Annotated in this window: 21 protein-coding genes; 10 read left to right on the top strand and 11 right to left on the bottom strand. The window is 72.5% G+C overall.

Annotated elements, in window-relative coordinates; all coding sequences use genetic code 11:
- Window positions 1–659: 659 nt before the first annotated feature.
- The gene (locus AMK26_RS26260) at window positions 660–1,250 is read right to left on the bottom strand and encodes a Uma2 family endonuclease (RefSeq protein WP_073757240.1); all 591 of its coding nucleotides are present in this window, start codon (window positions 1,248–1,250) and stop codon (window positions 660–662) included.
- On the bottom strand, window positions 1,247–2,119 hold the full coding sequence (locus AMK26_RS26265) for a hypothetical protein (protein WP_073757241.1): 873 nt from the start codon (window positions 2,117–2,119) through the stop codon (window positions 1,247–1,249). Before AMK26_RS26265 ends, AMK26_RS26260 begins: the two co-directional genes overlap by 4 nt.
- A gap of 242 nt (window positions 2,120–2,361) precedes the next feature.
- Here AMK26_RS26265 and AMK26_RS26270 point away from each other — a divergent pair, with 242 nt between their 5' ends.
- Entirely contained in the window at window positions 2,362–2,805 is a 444-nt protein-coding gene (locus tag AMK26_RS26270) for an SRPBCC family protein (protein ID WP_073757242.1), read from the top strand.
- A gap of 49 nt (window positions 2,806–2,854) precedes the next feature.
- Here AMK26_RS26270 and AMK26_RS26275 read toward each other — a convergent pair whose 3' ends face one another.
- Both AMK26_RS26275 and AMK26_RS26280 read right to left on the bottom strand, forming a co-directional pair.
- Window positions 2,855–3,040: a DUF397 domain-containing protein gene (locus AMK26_RS26275; RefSeq protein ID WP_073757243.1), complete on the bottom strand. Its 186-nt coding sequence runs from the start codon at window positions 3,038–3,040 to the stop codon at window positions 2,855–2,857.
- Window positions 3,021–3,863, bottom strand: a complete 843-nt coding sequence (locus AMK26_RS26280; protein ID WP_073757244.1) for a helix-turn-helix domain-containing protein — start codon at window positions 3,861–3,863, stop codon at window positions 3,021–3,023. Before AMK26_RS26280 ends, AMK26_RS26275 begins: the two co-directional genes overlap by 20 nt.
- A 115-nt stretch (window positions 3,864–3,978) precedes the next feature.
- Here AMK26_RS26280 and AMK26_RS26285 point away from each other — a divergent pair, with 115 nt between their 5' ends.
- The 6 genes from AMK26_RS26285 (at window position 3,979) to AMK26_RS26310 (ending at window position 7,356) form a co-directional block, all read left to right on the top strand.
- Complete coding sequence (locus tag AMK26_RS26285; RefSeq protein ID WP_073757245.1) at window positions 3,979–4,197, top strand: hypothetical protein; 219 nt, start codon at window positions 3,979–3,981, stop codon at window positions 4,195–4,197.
- Window positions 4,198–4,211: 14 nt separating this feature from the next.
- Complete coding sequence (locus AMK26_RS26290; protein WP_073757802.1) at window positions 4,212–4,397, top strand: hypothetical protein; 186 nt, start codon at window positions 4,212–4,214, stop codon at window positions 4,395–4,397.
- Window positions 4,398–4,483: 86 nt separating this feature from the next.
- Window positions 4,484–4,708, top strand: coding sequence for a type II toxin-antitoxin system VapB family antitoxin (locus tag AMK26_RS26295; RefSeq protein ID WP_079277828.1), 225 nt, complete (start codon window positions 4,484–4,486; stop codon window positions 4,706–4,708).
- Entirely contained in the window at window positions 4,705–5,121 is a 417-nt protein-coding gene (locus tag AMK26_RS26300; protein WP_073757246.1) for a PIN domain-containing protein, read from the top strand. Before AMK26_RS26295 ends, AMK26_RS26300 begins: the two co-directional genes overlap by 4 nt.
- A gap of 86 nt (window positions 5,122–5,207) precedes the next feature.
- On the top strand, window positions 5,208–6,641 hold the full coding sequence (locus AMK26_RS26305) for an ABC transporter permease (protein ID WP_073757247.1): 1,434 nt from the start codon (window positions 5,208–5,210) through the stop codon (window positions 6,639–6,641).
- Window positions 6,642–6,672: 31 nt separating this feature from the next.
- The gene (locus AMK26_RS26310) at window positions 6,673–7,356 is read left to right on the top strand and encodes an ABC transporter ATP-binding protein (protein ID WP_073757248.1); all 684 of its coding nucleotides are present in this window, start codon (window positions 6,673–6,675) and stop codon (window positions 7,354–7,356) included.
- Here AMK26_RS26310 and AMK26_RS26315 read toward each other — a convergent pair.
- The 3 genes from AMK26_RS26315 to AMK26_RS26325 all read right to left on the bottom strand — a co-directional run bounded on the left by AMK26_RS26315 (window position 7,334) and on the right by AMK26_RS26325 (window position 10,729).
- Window positions 7,334–8,725, bottom strand: a complete 1,392-nt coding sequence (locus AMK26_RS26315) for a PTS transporter subunit EIIC (RefSeq protein ID WP_079277829.1) — start codon at window positions 8,723–8,725, stop codon at window positions 7,334–7,336. The genes AMK26_RS26310 and AMK26_RS26315 overlap by 23 nt on opposite strands.
- 68 nt (window positions 8,726–8,793) lie before the next feature.
- Window positions 8,794–9,696, bottom strand: a complete 903-nt coding sequence (murQ, locus tag AMK26_RS26320) for an N-acetylmuramic acid 6-phosphate etherase (RefSeq protein ID WP_073757249.1) — start codon at window positions 9,694–9,696, stop codon at window positions 8,794–8,796.
- 31 nt (window positions 9,697–9,727) lie between these two features.
- A complete protein-coding gene (locus AMK26_RS26325; protein ID WP_073757250.1) occupies window positions 9,728–10,729 on the bottom strand; it encodes a MurR/RpiR family transcriptional regulator in 1,002 nt (333 codons plus the stop codon).
- Between the two features lie 65 nt (window positions 10,730–10,794).
- On the opposite strand from AMK26_RS26325, the gene AMK26_RS26330 reads away from it, so the two are divergent.
- Window positions 10,795–11,151: a hypothetical protein gene (locus AMK26_RS26330; RefSeq protein ID WP_073757251.1), complete on the top strand. Its 357-nt coding sequence runs from the start codon at window positions 10,795–10,797 to the stop codon at window positions 11,149–11,151.
- A complete protein-coding gene (locus AMK26_RS26335; protein WP_073757252.1) occupies window positions 11,148–11,417 on the top strand; it encodes a DUF4031 domain-containing protein in 270 nt (89 codons plus the stop codon). The genes AMK26_RS26330 and AMK26_RS26335 overlap by 4 nt, the downstream gene beginning before the upstream one ends.
- An 18-nt stretch (window positions 11,418–11,435) precedes the next feature.
- Here the strand turns inward: AMK26_RS26335 and AMK26_RS26340 are convergent, their stop codons facing one another.
- The 4 genes from AMK26_RS26340 to AMK26_RS26355 form a co-directional block, all read right to left on the bottom strand.
- Window positions 11,436–11,735, bottom strand: a complete 300-nt coding sequence (locus AMK26_RS26340) for a hypothetical protein (protein WP_073757253.1) — start codon at window positions 11,733–11,735, stop codon at window positions 11,436–11,438.
- A complete protein-coding gene (locus AMK26_RS26345; RefSeq protein WP_143608629.1) occupies window positions 11,732–12,031 on the bottom strand; it encodes a hypothetical protein in 300 nt (99 codons plus the stop codon). Before AMK26_RS26345 ends, AMK26_RS26340 begins: the two co-directional genes overlap by 4 nt.
- A gap of 69 nt (window positions 12,032–12,100) precedes the next feature.
- Complete coding sequence (locus AMK26_RS26350; RefSeq protein WP_073757805.1) at window positions 12,101–13,330, bottom strand: Cmx/CmrA family chloramphenicol efflux MFS transporter; 1,230 nt, start codon at window positions 13,328–13,330, stop codon at window positions 12,101–12,103.
- 60 nt (window positions 13,331–13,390) lie between these two features.
- Window positions 13,391–14,065, bottom strand: a complete 675-nt coding sequence (locus tag AMK26_RS26355; RefSeq protein ID WP_073757255.1) for an HD domain-containing protein — start codon at window positions 14,063–14,065, stop codon at window positions 13,391–13,393.
- Window positions 14,066–14,127: 62 nt separating this feature from the next.
- Here AMK26_RS26355 and AMK26_RS26360 point away from each other — a divergent pair, with 62 nt between their 5' ends.
- Window positions 14,128–14,805, top strand: coding sequence for a maleylpyruvate isomerase family mycothiol-dependent enzyme (locus tag AMK26_RS26360; protein ID WP_073757256.1), 678 nt, complete (start codon window positions 14,128–14,130; stop codon window positions 14,803–14,805).
- The last annotated feature ends 876 nt before the right edge of the window (window positions 14,806–15,681 follow it).

The following is a 15,681-nucleotide window of genomic DNA, read 5'->3' on the forward strand; positions in this document are numbered from 1 at the left end:
TGCGGTACGGGACACCCAGGGGCCCGTCGCCCACGGCAGGGAGGTGTCCCATCCCGCCCACAACTCCGGTGAGCCGATACGGGTGTGACTGGAGCGACGATCCCCCCGGCTCCCGGCCAGACAGGGCAACACCCGGGCCCAGCCCCGCACCCACCCCAGCCACCTGCCTGAGCCCCGGCCCTCACCCGGCCGCAGTCGCCGGGCCGGGCCCGGATGCCCCATTGCACTGGGGCGCACCCACCACCGGCAGGAGCGAGGTCTTGTGCCGCGACCGGGAGACGGGCCGCAGCCGCTTAGCCAAGCGCCGCCGCCCCATTCCTCTGCCGCGCTTGCCCCGGCCGGGCCGCCTCGGCCACGAGCGCCCGGAATGGGGCTGGCCCCCCGGGATGCCTGCTCCCCGGGGCCGCCCTCCGAGAGAAAACGCGCGGGCGGAGGTGGCCTGTCAAGGGTGGCCGTAGGCCATCGGCGAAGCCGACGCGAAGCGCCCTTGACAGGGTGCCGGAGCCCGCGACTCTCGGGAGGGAGGGCGGCCCGGAACGGTAACTGTGACCGGAGGGCTGGCCTCTGGGGCGTGGGTTGGGGGTGCCGGAGCCCGCGACTCTCGGAAGGGAGGGCGGCCCGGAACGGTGCCCGATACCGGACGGCCCACCCCGAGGGCCTCAGTGGGCGAAGTCCTTGAGCTTCTCCGTGTCGAGGGTGATGTTGACGGGGGCAGGGAGGAGGACGGTGTCGCCGTACTTGTAGGAGACATTCTTCTGGTACGTCCCGTGCTCCGGCTCGGTGTGGACGGTGAGGGTGTCGCAGCTGCGGTCGACGAGGAGGAACACGGGGATGCCCGCCTGGGCGTATCCGACGCCCTTCTCCTTGCGGTCCCGGCGGTCGGTGTCGGTGTCGGAGTTGGAGTCGAAGGACGTGACCTCCACCGTCATGAGGACGCCCGCCGGGTCCGCCCAGTCGCCGTGACCGGCGAAGTACCCCACCGGGGCGAGCGCGCCGTCGGGTTTGGCCCGCCCTTGCCGGTAGCTCTCGACCAGCAGGCCCTGCCCGGGGTAGAGCGCGAGCTCGGGGCGTTGCTGCATGCACTGCCGGAGCAGCCACATGAGGATTGTTCCGTGGTCGCCGTCCCGCCCTGGTTTGACCTTCAGTCTTCCGTTGATGAATTCGAGCGTGACGGTCTCAGGGGCGCTGCGGGCGAGCTCCTCGAAATCCTCCACGGGCATCTGCGGGCGCTCTGTGGGGCGAGAGGTCATGGTGTTGCCTTCTCCCGTGAAGCGTGCCCGGCCCATTCGGGTGGGCGGGTGGCTGCGGCTCTGGCCTGGGCGGCGTGGGCGCGGACTTGGTCGGGGGCGAGGGGGGAGCGGGGTACGGGGACGGGCTCGCCTCGGCAGGGGGCGCATTCGCCGCCGAGGAGGGCTTCTGGGCGGGCGGGGTTGCCGCACTTGGCGCATTCCAGGACGCGGCGCGGTGGCCGGACCGGCACGGTGGGCTCGGGTGGGATCTTGGTGGTGAGGCGGGTGCGGGCCAGGGCGAAGGGGCGGTGGACCTGCGACGGCAGGCCGGCCGTCAGGGCGTGCATGACGTGCCGCTCGTCGGCGCCGCGTGCGAACCACTCGCTGACCAGCGGCTCCAGCGCGGCGCAGTCGGCGGCGGACAGGGACATCGTCGGCGCCTCGCGCCCCAGCGCGGCGAGCAGGATGAAGGCCCGGGAGCGGGTCCGGCGCGGCGGCTTGTCCTCGGGCACGTCACCCCGCTGGAACGCCGCCCACCAGCCGTCGTCCCGCGCGGTACGGGACCACCAGGTGCGGGTCACCCAGATCTCGTTTCCGGCCGCCGAGACGATCTGCTCCTGACCCCGGCGCAGGTGGCCGGCGGCGACGAGGTTGTTCAGGGCGGTGCTGACGGCACGCTGGCCGTAGAGCGGCAGGATCTTGGCGAGCGTCTTGTAGGAGATGTCCGCGCCGTCCGTCAACCTGTCGATGTACCCCGCGATACTCCGCTCGCGCGGCGGCAGATGGTCGAAGTCCCTGGCAGTGGGCGGCTTCTGGCTCGGGGCGGAACGCTTGCCGTAACCGGGCTTGGCGAGGGGGTGCTCGGCAGCACTAAGCTGGCTGTCAGCCATGGATCGAGGTCCTGTCGATCTAGTTGGTCAGGCCCCCGCCGGTGTTGCTGCACCGAGCGGGGGCTGTTCGTTAATCGGGCACGCTAGGGCCTGATCACCGTACGTGGCAAATTCACTGCGCACAGTCAGCATGGCGACAACTCGCCGGGTGGGTGGGCGGGTTATTCACCAGACCCTAAGTACCAATCACTGTTAAAAGCGCTCGGCGATCGGTACTTAAGCCTCGGGCCTACGCTGGGGATATGGCCGTCGACGTCCTGACCGAGACCGTGATCGACGCCCCCTGCGACCTCGTCGCCGCGTACGCCGCCGATCCCTCCACCGCGCCCGAGTGGTACGTCAACATCGTGTCGGTGGAGTGGGAGACCGAGTCGGAGGTGCGCGTCGGCGCCCGGGTGGCGTTCGTCGCCCGTTTCCTGGGGCGGCGGCTCGTCTACACGTACGAGATCGTCGAGTACGAGCCCGGCCGGCGGCTCGTGATGCGCACGACCGAGGGGTCGCTGCCCATGGAGACCACGTACACCTGGGAGCCGTACGGGGTCGAGGGCGACCGCACCCGCATGACCCTCCGGAACCGGAGCAGTGGCGGCAGCCGCCTCATCGCTGCCGCTGTACGCCGCGCCAACCGCAAGGACCTCGCCATGCTGCGGCACCTGCTGGAGCTGCGCTACGGCCCCGGAGCGTGAGGCTTGAGCTCCGGGGCCGCGCGGCTCGCTCTCGGCGCGCTTGTCGCTCTTATCGCTTGAGGCCCGCTACGAACGCGGACCATGCGGCGGCCCGGAACACGAGCTTTGGGCCGGTGGGGTTCTTGGAGTCACGGACGGGGATGGCGTTTGGGTAGCCGTCGGCAACTTCGAGGCAGTTGCCGCCGTCCCCGCCGCTGTACGTGGACTTGCGCCAATCAAGGGTGTCGATCTTCATGGGCGTAATCCTCCGCCACTGATTCGATCAGGGCCAGGGATTCTTTCGGTGACAGTGCGCTGGCCCGCAGCAAATCGTAGGCCAGTTCGTGCCGCCTAACGCCGGCCGGGTCGTCCTGCAACTGACCGGTGCCGTGACCTTCGAGGTAGGCGAGTGGCGGTGCGTCATCGAAGGCCATCAGCTTGATCCCGCCGTCCAGGGACGCGTGCGCGCCCGCCTCGAACGGCAGTACCTGCACAATCACTCGGTGGCAGCGATCCAACTCCGCGATGTGCTGGAGCGCCTCCGCCATTACTGCCGGGCCGCCGACCTTGCGCCGCAGTACAGCCTCGTCCAAAACTGCCCAAAACAGGGGCGTAGTTGGATCGTCCAGGATGTGAGCCCGGTCGAGCCTGGCCTCCACCAGGGCGTCGATGACGTCTTCCGTCGCGGTCGGCTGGTACGCACGGAACACCGCCCGCGCGTACCGCTCCGTCTGCAGCACCCCCGGGATCAGCAGCGGCGCGTACTCCCGGATCGAGGTCGCGACCGCTTCCGCCTCCGCCGCCTCCGCGAAGTGGTCCGGGTAGCGCGACTTGTTGGCGGCCTCGCAGTTGCGCTCGAAGAAGCCGTCCGTGCCCAGTATCGCGTCGATCTTGATCGCGAACTCCCGCTGCATCCGGCGCGTACCCGCCTCCAGCTGGCCGATGAACGAGCCGCTCACGAAGAGCTTCTCGCCCAGGCCGTCCTGGCTGTAGTTGGCCTTTTCGCGGGCATGGCGCAGCTCGGCGCCGAGCAGTGCCCTGGGCGAGGATGACGGATCTAGATCCTTTGGACCGGGCATGTGTCAACTCCCGTTAGCACAGATGGGGTTGTTGGGCCGCCGTTGTGTTCAGACTAGCCGCCAATCGACCACTCTGTGTACAGAACCCGAACACTCAGCGTGGAGGTGCCTGGTCATGGGGATGCGAGCGGCGGAGCGGCTGCGGGCGGCCGAGAACGTGGTGGCCCAGTTGCGGGACGAGCTGGGCAGGGTGGGCGTGACTCTGCCGTCCCTGCGGGTGGACCCGGTGTCGGCGGCGAGCGACGCGTCGCCGTTTCCGCTGGTGGAGCTGGGGCGCTGCAACATCGACACGGCCATGCGGCTGGTCGCCGTCCTGCACGAGGCCCGCCGGTGAGCGCGCCGCAGTACATGATCGACTCCCGGGACGGGCGGGTCGGCGAGGTCATGGGCCACGTCGGGGGCTACGTACAGCTGCGTCCGCCGGGCGGCGGGCGGGAGTGGGACTGCCCGGCCGAGGCGCTGAGCCCCGCCCCGCCGGGCGAGGTGCTGCGCGCACGCGTTCGAGAGTTGAACAGGGGCAGGCGGCTGCCGTGAAGCGGTCCCCTCGCTGCGCGGCGGGCGTGGTATGCACACTCGGAGTGCATCATCCGGGCCGAGGATGTACAGATCGGGAGGCCGGCATGTCCCTGACGCACATCGACATCGACGACGAAGCCCTGGAGACCGCCAAGCGACTGGGCGGGCACCGGACGAAAGCCGCCGCTGTCGCGACGGCGCTGGAGGAGTACAACAAGCGGCTGCTGCGCGCTGCCGCGTACGAGAAGTACTTCGACATCGCTCAGGGGTGGGACATCGAGGGGGCCGAGGAGGCACATCGCGCGGACAAGGAGGCCTTCCGCCATTGAGCCGGTACCTGGTGGACTCGTCTGCGCTCCGGCGCATGATGCGTGACAAGGATGTCCACATGGCATGGCGGTCCACGGTTGCGGACGGGGACGTCCGCTCCTGCTATCCGCAGCGAGCGGAGTTCCTCCGGTCCGCGCGAGACCCCAAGGAGTACGAGGCGTACAGCGCCATGTTCTCCGAGCTGTACGAAGACATCGGCGTTCCCAAGGGGGCGGCCCAATGGATCGGCGGGCTTCAGCATCGTGCCGCCGAGAGCGGTGCCCACCGAGCGCTTTCGGCTGTCGACCTCCAGGTGTGTGCGACTGCCGCCCACCATGGCCTTGTCGTCCTGCATGACGACAACGACTTCGTGACCGCGTCTCGCTTCGCCGTCGACCTCCAACAGCGGAATGTGCACGCGGGGCCGTTCTGACGTCGCTCGCGCAGTGACAGTGCTTCTCATGCGACTCTCACCGGGTCCTCAACCCCCCATCACGCCGCCTCCATAGCTTTCGCGGCATGTTCTTCACCTATCTCCGGCGCGAGCTGCGCCGTCGGCGGAAGGCGGCGTTCGTCGTCGCCTCGGGGCTGGGCCTCGGAATCGCGCTGGTCATCGTGGTCAACTCGGTCACGGCCGGGATGAGTCAGGCCCAGGGCAAGGTCCTGGAGTCGCTGTACGGGCTGGGGACCGACATGACGGTCACCAAGGCCGCGTCGCCGCCCGGGGAGGGGGAGACGGTGCGGCGGCCCCGGTTCCGGTTCGACGCCGAGGAGGGCGGGGGCGGCGAGCAGAGCCAGGACGTCGTGATGGTGCAGGGGTTCGAGACGCTCGCCGCCTCGACCGTCGCGAAGGTCGGCGAGCAGGACGGTGTCGCCGAGGCCGTCGGCGGGCTGAACGCCCGGGTGATGAAGGTCGACGGGCAGTTCAAGCGCGGTGAGGTGCAGCCCGCCCAGCCCGCCCAGCCCGGTCAGGGCGAGGGCGGCGGCGGCCAAGTGCGCGGCGGGGGCGCGGACTTCGGGGTCGATTCGTACACCGTGTACGGGACCGACGTCGCCCACCAGGGGCTGGGGCCGCTGACGTCGTCGGAGATCACCTCCGGGCGTACGTTCACGGCGGCCGAGACGTCCGCCAAGGTGGCTGTCGTCGACAGCGCGTACGCCAAGGAGCAGGGGCTGGCCGTCGGGGAGAGCCTCACCATCTCCGGCACGGCGTACCGCGTCATCGGCATCGCGACCGCCGACAGCGGGGACGCCGCCGCCAACGTCTACCTGCCGCTCGCCGAGGCGCAGAACCTCGCCGACGCCAAGGGCAAGGTGACGACGGTGTACGTCCGGGCGACGGAGTCGCAGCGGATCGAGGACGTCAAGGGCGCCGTGCAGAAGAACGTTCCAGGGACGACCGTCACCACGTCCGCCGACCTCGCCGACACCGTGTCCGGGTCCCTGTCCACCGCGTCCGACCTGGCGTCGGGCGTCGGCAAGTGGCTGTCGATCGTGGTGCTCGGCGCGGCGTTCGTCGTGGCGGGGCTGCTGACGTCGTCGGCGGTGAGCAGGCGGGTGCGGGAGTTCGGCACGCTCAAGGCGCTCGGGTGGAAGAGCGGGCGCGTCACCCGGCAGGTGGCCGGCGAGGCGCTGGTGCACGGGCTGATCGGCGGGGCGCTCGGGATCGGCGTCGGGCTGGCCGGGGCGTGGGCCATCACGGCGTTCAGCCCGACGCTGACGGCGGAACTGGGCGGCGGGGGCGGGCGGGTCGTCGGACCGGGTGGTGGCGGCGGGCCGGTGCGGGATGCCGCGTCACGCGTCCTGGACATCGCGCTCACCGCACCCGTCTCGCTCACCACCATCGCGCTCGCCGTGGCGCTCGCCGTCGCGGGCGGTCTCGTCGCGGGCGGGTTCGGCGGCTGGCGCGCCTCGCGGCTGCGTCCGGCGGACGCGCTGCGCCGCGTCGAGTAAATCCTTCTTGTACGACTGGAGTTGACAGCACATGTACGAGCTCAGTGGCGTCACCAAGCGCTACCGGCGCGGCAAGGACACCGTCCAGGCCCTGGACGGGGTGGACCTGATCATCGAGGACGGTGGGCGGCTGGTCATCCAGGGCCCGACGGGCGGCGGCAAGTCCACGCTGCTGCAGATGCTCGGCGGCCTGGACCGGCCGACGGAGGGCAGCGTCGTCCTGGACGGGACGGATCTCGCGACGCTGCCGGAGGCGCGGCTGACGCGGGTACGGGCGGAGAAGATCGGGTTCGTGTTCCAGGGGTTCAACCTGGTGCCGACGCTCACCGCCCAGGAGAACGTCGAGACCGCCCTCGTACCGCTGGGGCTGAAGGCGGCCGAGCGGCGTGAACGGGCGGCGGAGGCGCTGGTGTCGGTGGGGCTCGGCGAGCGGCGCGGGCACCTGCCGGGCGAGCTGTCGGGCGGGCAGCAGCAGCGTGTCGCGATCGCGCGGGCGCTGGTCAAGCGGCCGGCGGTGCTGCTGGCGGACGAGCCGACCGGCAACCTCGACGAGTCGATGCGTGACGAGATCATGGAGTTGCTGGAGGGGCTGTGGGAGGAGAACGGGCTGACGTTCGTGATGGTCACCCATGACACGGCCCTGGCGCGGCGCGCGCCCCGGCTCGCCACGATCAGGAAGGGGCGGGTCACGATCAAGGAGCAGGCGGTGAGGTGAGGGTGGTGCGGCTGAGGCCGAAGAGGTACGTGGCGGCGAACCCGGCGACGTACCCGGTCAGCAGGCCGCCCGCGTAGACGGCGACGGTGGTGAGGGCCGGGCCGCCGTCGCCGCCGCCGTGGAGCAGCGGGAACAGTGCCCAGCCGGACGGGCCGATCGCCGTCGAGCCGACCGTGTCGCCGAGCATGTTGAACAGCCCGACGAACCCGCCGCCGAACGCCCCGCCGACGCACGCGGTGATGAACGGCCGGCCGAGCGGCAGCGACACGCCGTAGATGAGCGGTTCGCCCACGCCGAGCAGCCCGGCGGGCAGCGCGGACTTGATGGTGCGGCGGAGGTCGGTGTGGTGGCGGAGGCGTACGTACACGGCGGCGGCCGCGCCGACCTGCCCGGCGCCCGCCATCGCGAGGATGGGCAGGAGGACGGTGTGGCCCTGCTGCTCGATCAGGGTGGTGTGGATCGGGATCAGGGCCTGGTGCAGGCCGAGCATGACGAGGGGGAGAAACAGCCCGCCCAGGACGAAGCCGGCGACCGCGCCGGCGTGCGCGAGGAGCCAGTTCGCGGCCGTGCCGATGGCGGAGGACACCTCACCGGCGACGTACATCAGGCCGTAGACGGTGACCAGGCCGGCGACGAGCACGGTGAGGGTGGGTGTGACGAGGACGTCGAGGGCCTCGGGTACGTGGCGGCGGCACCACTTCTCGATGTGGACGGCGAGCACGGCGGCGGCCAGGGCGCCGAGGACGCCGCCCTGGCCGGGGGCCAGTTGGTGGCCGAAGGCCTCGACCTTGGCGACGCCCGCGTACACGATGATCGCGGCGACGGCGCCGCCGAGGATCGGCGTACCGCCGAACTCCTTCGCCGTGTTGAGGCCGACGAACACGGCGATCAGCGCCATGAAGCCGGAGGCGATGGCGGCGAGGGCGGGGGTGAGGGCGGGGAGCCAGTGGAGGTTGACGAGGAGGCCGCCCAGCCCGGCGATGATGCCGCAGCCGATGAGGGCGGGGATGAGGGGGACGAAGATGTTGGCGATGCGGCGGAGGAGCAGCTTGCCGGGGGTGGCGTTCCTGGTCTTCCGGGCGGCCTTGAGGGCCTCGCCCCGGCTGTTGATGAGGAGGGCCTCGAAGGCGGGCGTGACCCGGGCGACGGTGCCGGGGCCGAGGACGATCTGGTACGCCGTGTCGTCCTCGACGACGCCCAGGACGGCCGGGTGGGCGCGGATGTCCGCGTCCTGGACCAGGCTCCGGTCGCGGAGGCCGAGGCGGAGGCGGGTCATGCAGTGGGCGACGGAGGTGACGTTCGCGGCGCCGCCGACGAGGGGGAGGAGGGCGGTCGCCGTGGTCCGGGGGTCGGATGCGGGTGCGGTCATGGCGCGGATGGTGCCAGGGGGCGGGCGGTGTACGGCGGGCGCGCGCCGGTGGGTGCGTGGGGCCCCTTCTATTGGTCGAGTGCCGCGCGGAGGTGGCCGTTCGTCTTGGTCAGGAGCTGGGTCGCCGTCTCCGCGTCGACGCCCGCGAGGAGCGTGAGGATCGCGGGCTTGACCTCGCCGTCCGTGGCCGTGAGCGCGGCCTCGACGGCGGCGTCGGACGCGCCGGTGGCGAGGGTGACGATCCGGCGGGAGCGGGCGCGGAGCTTGTCGTTGGAGGCGCGGACGTCCACCATGAGGTTTCCGTACGTCTTGCCGAGCCGGATCATCGTGATCGTCGAGATCATGTTGAGGACCAGCTTCTGGGCGGTGCCGGCCTTCAGGCGGGTGGAGCCGGTGAGGAGCTCGGGGCCGACGACGACCTCGATGCCGTGCTCGGCGGCGGCCGCGAGGGCGCTGCCCGGGTTGCAGGCGAGGCCGATCGTCAGGGCCCCGTGCGTACGGGCGTGTTCGACCGCGCCGATGGCGTAGGGGGTGCGGCCGGAGGCGGAGATGCCGACGACCGTGTCGTCGGGGGTGAGGGAGAGGGCGGTGAGGTCCTCCGCCGCGAGGTCCTTGGAGTCCTCGGCGCCCTCGACGGCCTCCAGCATGGCCGTCGGGCCGCCCGCGATGAGGCCGACGACCTGGGTGGGGGCGGTGTTGAAGGTGGGCGGGCATTCGCTGGCGTCCAGGACGCCGAGCCGGCCGGCGGTGCCGGCGCCCGCGTAGATGAGGCGGCCGCCGCGTGCCATGCGGTCGGCGGTGGCGTCGATGGCGGCGGCGATGCGGGGCAGCTGGCCGGCGACGGCCACGGGGACGGACTGGTCCTCGGCGTTCATGAGGCGGGCGATCTCGGCGGTGGGGAGGCGGTCGATGTCCGCGAGCTCGGGGCGGAACGCTTCCGTGGTGAGGGAGGACAGTTCGGAGGGGTTCATGCGGGCGTGCTCTTTCGGCCGAGTGGGGCGATCAGCGGGTGCGGGTGCGGGGGGAGTGGCGGTGCGCGAGGGCCTCGTACGACGCGGAGAGGGCGGGGGCGGCCGTGTCGTACGTACGCTGCGTGACGCCGGTGAACAGGCAGTCGACGACGAGGAGTTGGCTGGTGCGGGACGACATGGCGGCGGGGCGCAGCTCGCTCTCGCGGGCCGTGGAGGTGGTGAGTATGTGGTCGGCGTACTGCGAGACGGGGCCGTCGGGGCGGCCGGTGATGGCGACGGTCGTCGCGCCGTGGTCGAACGCGACGCGCAGCGGCTCTATGACGTCGCCGGTGGAGCCCGAGTGGGTGATGGCGATGGCGACGTCGCCGGAGCGGAGCTGGACGGCGTTGGTGACGGCGAGGTGCGGGTCGCTGTGGGCGTGCGCGACGAGCCCGATGCGCAGCAGCTTCTGGGCGAGGTCCTGGGCGACGAGGCCGGAGGCGCCGACGCCGTAGATGTCGGTGCGGCGGGCGGCGGCCAGCGCGGTGACGGCGGCGCCGAGCTGGATGGTGTCGAGGCCGGCGGCCGTGTCGGCGAGGGTCTGCTGCTCGTCGTACGCGAGCTTGGCGACGACGTCCGCGAGCGGGTCGTCGACGGCGATGTCGGCGGTGACGGAGGGCGCCCGGCCGGACTGCTGCTGGGCGGCGAGGCCGGCGAGGGCGAGGCGCAGGTCGCGGTAGCCGGGGTAGCCGAGGAGGCGAGCGGTGCGGACGACGGTCGCCTCGCTGGTGCCGGTGAGTTCGGCGAGGCCGGTGACCGTGAGGGCGGCGCAGCCGGCGGGGTCGGAGGCGACGGCTTCGGCGACGCGCTGCATGGAGCGGGTCATGGAGGGCGCGAGGGTGCGCACCTTGGCTGCGAGGGCGGCGGGGGCGGGCGCGGGTCCCGGTGCGGCGGCTGCGGGTCCGTGTGCGGGTGCGGCGGCTGTGGGGGCGGGCTTACCGCTCGGTCTGCCGACGGCTCCGTTGCTGAAAATTTCCTTCACCTTATCGGTCACACGTGAAAGGTATTTTCAGCCCCGTGGGTCGTCAACCCCTCCCGACCTGGGGTGACAATGGCTCCATGGACGCCGTGGATCCCCTGGAGCAGACCCTGCACGCCGCGCGGGCCCTGGTCCTCGCCGACCTCATGGCGCGGAACGTCGCCGAGGCGGAGGTCGTGTCGCTCGTGGAGGACGCGGTGACGCACCGGCGCTGGTGGGTCGAGCAGTGGCCGGAGGGCATGGAGTACGTCGCCGGGCTCGTCGCCCAGGACGTCCAGGACGCGCTGCTGGAGCGGTACGGCCGCTGGCCGCTGTGCCCGGTGTGCACCACCGGCGACCCGCACGCGCTGGAAGTGGAACCGGAGCTGGGCCCCGACCCGCACTGGGTGTGCGGCAAGGCGGGCGTGGTCGTGGCACGGGTCGGCGGCCTTACGTGACGGTCTACATCGACCCGCCGAACTGGCCGGGCCACGGCCGCATGTGGTCCCACATGGTGAGCGACGTGTCCTACGACGAGCTCCACGCCTTCGCCGCCCTCATCGGCGCCCCGCCCCGCGCCTTCGACGGCGACCACTACGACGTCCCCTCCGAGCGGTACGCGGACGCGGTGGCGGCGGGCGCGGTCGAGATCGGCTCCAAGGAACTCGTACGCCGGCTCAAACAGTCCGGCCTGCGGCGCCCGAAGCGGCGGGCGTCTCCCTGAGGGGTACGGGGCGGCGGCTCAGGCGTTCTCGGCGGCGCCGTCGTCCGGTACCACCGACACGATCGCGCCGGTCGGCGGCGGAGGATGCTGGATCTGCACGTACGTGACGGAGAGAGCGGGAAGCCCGGAGCGCGGCTCGATCCGTGTCACCCAGACCTCCGCCCGGTCGGTGAGGACACGGACCCGGCGGCCGAGGCCTGGCGTCCGCTCAAGCTCGGCTCGCAGTTCCTCGACGGCAGCCGCCGCCTCGGGGCCGAGTTCGTCGATCCGTTTGCGCGCCGTGTGCGTGCTTTCCACGACGGCCGCATGCTCGGTCAACGGTGACCTTCCTGCTGCTTTAGGGCGCGTGCCAGTTCGATCCCCTCAGCGACCGCATCGTCGAATCCCGGGTCGCACCGGGTCAGCACGTGGCCGCGATATGAGGCGATGATGTCGGAGACCTCGCGAAGGTCGGTGTAGTCGACCCGGTCCAGCGTCGCTGCGAGCTCCGCCTCCATGCGGGCCAGGTCGCCGGGAAAGCCAAGTCCGGCGGCGAGCGCGGCTCGTACCTCACCGAGGGTCCTCATCGGCGGCGGCTCCGCCGGTGCCACTGGCTGGATGGGATGTTCGCTCACTGTGTCGCGTCCTTCCGCCGGAGGAACGGGCGGCCGCTCCTCGTCACCTCTCTGCATGACGCTACCCGGTTACTTCCGCGCCGGACCGGGTGAATGCGTGGACCGGGTGGGTTCGTGGTCCGCCGATGTGGCCGACCCGGTCACCACGCGGGACGTCGAGGTGTGCAGGCGCAGGGCGACGGCTGCCGCCGCGAGGCCCAGGAGGGTCATCGCCGCGCCCGCCCAGGCCGTGGAGACGAAGCCGAGGCCCGCGTCGATGACCGTGCCGCCGAGCCACGGCCCGCCGGTGTTGCCGAGGTTGAACGCGGCCGTCGTCGTCGCGCCCGCCAGGGTGGGGGCGGCGCGGGCCACGTTGAACATGCGGGCGTTGAGGGCCGGGGCGGTGTAGAACGCCGAGACGCCGAGGAGGAAGGAGAGGATCACCGTGGCGACGGGGCTGGAGGCGAACACCGCGAGCGCCCCCAGGAACAGCGTCGACGCCGTGATGCCGCTGAGCAGCACCCCGAACAGGTGCGCGTCCGCGACCCGGCCGCCGATCGTCGTACCGATCAGCGCGCCGATGCCGAAGAGGGCCAGTACGGTCGGCACCCAGCCGGCGTCGAGGCCGGCCACGTCGGTGAGCAGCGGCGCCAGGTACGAGAACGCGCAGAAGACGCCGCCCGCCGCGAGGGCGGTGACCGCGACCGCGAGCCAGACCTGCCGGTCGCGGTAGATCGTCAGCTCCCGCCGCAGCCGCGGCTTCTCGGCGGGGAGCGGAATGCGGGGGATCAGGGTCACCACGCCGACCAGCGCGATCGCCGAGGCGGCGCCGACCGCCCAGAACGCGGACCGCCAGCCCAGGTGCTCGCCCAGGAACGCGCCGGCCGGGACGCCGAGGACGTTCGCGATCGACAGCCCGCCGATCATCACGGCCATCGCGCGGGCGCGCGACCCGACCGGCACCATCGCGATGGCGACGGCCGCGCCGACCGCCCAGAACCCGGCGCACGCCAGCGCGCTGACCACGCGGGACGCGAAGAGGATCCCGTACGAAGGGGCCAGCGCGCCCACGAGCTGCCCGACGCCGAACGTGCTGATCAGCGCGATGAGCGTGGTCTTGCGCGGCAGCCGCAGCGTGGCGACCGCGAGGAGCGGCGCGCCGATCACCATCCCGATCGCGAAGGCGGATATGAGCAGCCCGGCCTTCGGGATCGAGACGTCCATGTCGTCCGCGATGGGTGGCAGCAGACCCGACAGCATGAACTCGCTCGTGCCGAGCGCGAAGACGGACAGGCCCAGGATGTAGACGGCCAGGGGCATGCGGGCGCGTTCACGTACGGCGGATGAGGGCATGCCAGGGGTCAACGCGGTCGGTGTGCCTTACATTCCCGAGGTCTCCAGCAGCTTCAGCTCCGTGGTCAGGTTCTGGCGGGCCCTCTCCTCCCACTCCCGGGCCCCGTGCGGCGTACGGAACAGGCACGGCAGGCCCAGCAGCTGCCGCAGCACCGCGGCCCGCCCCTCCCGGAACGCGTCGTCCGGTACGAAGCCGTACTCCTCCCGTACGGCGGCGGCGTACGCGGCGTACGCGTCGGGCGCGGCGGCCAGGATCGCCAGGTCCGCGTCGCACAGCACCTCGCCGTTGCGGTCGCCGTCCGCCGGGTCGTGGGTGACCGTCAGCCGGACGAGGCGGGCGACCTCCGCCGTACGCGCCTGGTCGATGCCCAGCTCGGGCAGGGCGCGCTCGGCGAGGCGGGCGCTGCGCTCCTCGTTGGTGGACCGCTCGGGGAGGTAGACGGCGTCGTGGAACCAGGCGGCGAGGCGTACGAGGTCGGGGTCGTCGGCGTGGTCCGCGAGCTCGTCGACGCGGTCGAGGACGGCGAGGAGGTGGTCGGTGGTGTGGTAGCGGCGCTGCGGCTCGGCCCAGCGGGCGAGGAGGTCGTCGGCGTACCGCAAGGGCGAGAAAACGCAGTCGTCCGTGTCGAGGGCCTTGATCACGGCCGACCGCCAGCGGCGGCGGAGGTCGTCGTGCGCGGGGTGAGCGGGGAGGGGCGCCATGGGGTCATTGTGCCGGGTGCGGCCCGTTGCCAGGGCGGGCCGTGGACGGTTGGCTGGGGGCCATGAGCGATCTACGTGACGTATCCGATGTACGTGACCCCGAGCTGCCCGGGCTGTTGCTGCGGACCGAGCGCGACGCCCTGATCCCGCTGCTGCGCCGCCTGCCCGACGCGGCCTTCGCCGTACGCACCTGCTGTCCCGGCTGGACGGTGCGGCACGTCCTGGCGCACTGCGCGGCGGCGCTGACGCGGGTCGTGGAGGACCGTTTCGAGGAGGGCGTCTTCAGCCCCGAGGCCAACGACCGGGACATCGCGGAGCGCGCGGAGCGGTCCAACTCGGCGATCGTCGACGAGCTGGAGCGCGGCATGACCGAGGCGGGCGCGGCCATCGCGGCGGCGCCGGACGGGCGGCGGGACGGCATCGCGCTGGGCGAGTGGGTGCACGCGGGTGACGTACGGGAGGCCCTCGGCGAGCCGGGAGCCTACGCGGGCCCCGGGCTCGCCCCGGCGCTGGACCTCCTGGCCTCGGTCACGCGGGCGCGCGGCACGGTGCCGCTCCACGCGGACCTCGACGACCGCGACGACCCGCTGCGCCTGGGCGCGGCGTCGGGCGAACGCCCCCCGGCCCGCTACCTGGGCCCGGCGCCGACCCTGATCCGCCTCTACGCCGCCCGCCCGCTGACGGGTACCCGCTACGACCTGGCGGGCGCCACGGAGGCGGACCTGGTCCTGTTCGGCTGACGCCGGCTCAAAGACAGGCACGGTTCTCCGGGATGACGGGAGTGGAGGACCGTGCCTGTGGGCCGTTGTCGGGTTCGACGCCGGTTCCGGATCAGTCAGTTCCGCAGAACCCCATTTCGGCGAGGTGTTCCCTGATGAGCTGGCGCAGGCACTCCCGGCTGGGCGGGTCGCCGGGATCGCCCTTGGGGCCGCGGGGTCCTCGCGGTCCGGCGGGTCCGCAGGGTCCCGGATCGCCCTGGGGTCCCTGGGGTCCCGGAGGGCCTTGAGCCCCGGCGGGTCCCTTGCGGCCGTCGGCGCCGGCCGGCCCGTTGGCGCCGGGCTTCCCGTCCCTGCCGTCCCTGCCGGGCGGTCCTTCGGGTCCCTCCGGGCCCTGGGCGCCCTCGGGGCCCGGCATACCGCGGGGGCCTTGGGGACCGGGCGGGCCCTCCACCCCTCGCGGTCCTTCGGGTCCCTCCGGGCCCTGCGGGCCCGTGGGCCCCGGCAGGCCGCGCGGGCCTTCGGGACCTGCCGGGCCCTCCACCCCACGCGGTCCTTCGGGGCCGCATGGGCCCTCCGGTCCGGGCGGTCCGGAGGGGCCGATGGGCCCGGTGGCCCCGGCGGGCCCGGTGGGGCCCACAGGGCCGGTGCGCCCGGTGCAGCCGGGCGGGCCCTGGGGTCCGGGCGGCCCCTGGGGTCCGGGCGGTCCCGGGGGTCCGGGCGGACCGGAGGGAGGTTGCGGAGCGGGGTCGCAGGGAGGCTCCGGCGGCGGGTCGCACGGAGGCTTCGGCGCGGGGTCGCAGGGCGGCTGCGGGGCGGGATCGCACGGCGGGTTGGAGCTGTGGCCGCACGCCTCGTCAGGTGGGCACTGTGCCTGCGCGGTGACGGTGGTGTTCTGGG

Origin of the sequence: Streptomyces sp. CB03234 (assembly GCF_001905885.1) — a bacterium.
Taxonomy (GTDB): Bacteria; Actinomycetota; Actinomycetes; order Streptomycetales; family Streptomycetaceae; genus Streptomyces.

Excerpts from the sequence above, each read along its gene's own strand:
- AMK26_RS26260 (WP_073757240.1), bottom strand. The coding sequence starts at position 1,250 with ATGACCTCTCGCCCCACAGAGCGCCCGCAGATGCCCGTGGAGGATTTC.
- AMK26_RS26265 (WP_073757241.1), bottom strand. The coding sequence starts at position 2,119 with ATGGCTGACAGCCAGCTTAGTGCTGCCGAGCACCCCCTCGCCAAGCCC.
- AMK26_RS26270 (WP_073757242.1), top strand. The coding sequence starts at position 2,362 with ATGGCCGTCGACGTCCTGACCGAGACCGTGATCGACGCCCCCTGCGAC.
- AMK26_RS26275 (WP_073757243.1), bottom strand. The coding sequence starts at position 3,040 with ATGAAGATCGACACCCTTGATTGGCGCAAGTCCACGTACAGCGGCGGG.
- AMK26_RS26280 (WP_073757244.1), bottom strand. The coding sequence starts at position 3,863 with ATGCCCGGTCCAAAGGATCTAGATCCGTCATCCTCGCCCAGGGCACTG.
- AMK26_RS26285 (WP_073757245.1), top strand. The coding sequence starts at position 3,979 with ATGGGGATGCGAGCGGCGGAGCGGCTGCGGGCGGCCGAGAACGTGGTG.
- AMK26_RS26290 (WP_073757802.1), top strand. The coding sequence starts at position 4,212 with ATGATCGACTCCCGGGACGGGCGGGTCGGCGAGGTCATGGGCCACGTC.
- AMK26_RS26295 (WP_079277828.1), top strand. The coding sequence starts at position 4,484 with ATGTCCCTGACGCACATCGACATCGACGACGAAGCCCTGGAGACCGCC.
- AMK26_RS26305 (WP_073757247.1), top strand. The coding sequence starts at position 5,208 with ATGTTCTTCACCTATCTCCGGCGCGAGCTGCGCCGTCGGCGGAAGGCG.
- AMK26_RS26310 (WP_073757248.1), top strand. The coding sequence starts at position 6,673 with ATGTACGAGCTCAGTGGCGTCACCAAGCGCTACCGGCGCGGCAAGGAC.
- AMK26_RS26315 (WP_079277829.1), bottom strand. The coding sequence starts at position 8,725 with ATGACCGCACCCGCATCCGACCCCCGGACCACGGCGACCGCCCTCCTC.
- murQ (WP_073757249.1), bottom strand. The coding sequence starts at position 9,696 with ATGAACCCCTCCGAACTGTCCTCCCTCACCACGGAAGCGTTCCGCCCC.
- AMK26_RS26330 (WP_073757251.1), top strand. The coding sequence starts at position 10,795 with ATGGACGCCGTGGATCCCCTGGAGCAGACCCTGCACGCCGCGCGGGCC.
- AMK26_RS26350 (WP_073757805.1), bottom strand. The coding sequence starts at position 13,330 with ATGCCCCTGGCCGTCTACATCCTGGGCCTGTCCGTCTTCGCGCTCGGC.
- AMK26_RS26355 (WP_073757255.1), bottom strand. The coding sequence starts at position 14,065 with ATGGCGCCCCTCCCCGCTCACCCCGCGCACGACGACCTCCGCCGCCGC.
- AMK26_RS26360 (WP_073757256.1), top strand. The coding sequence starts at position 14,128 with ATGAGCGATCTACGTGACGTATCCGATGTACGTGACCCCGAGCTGCCC.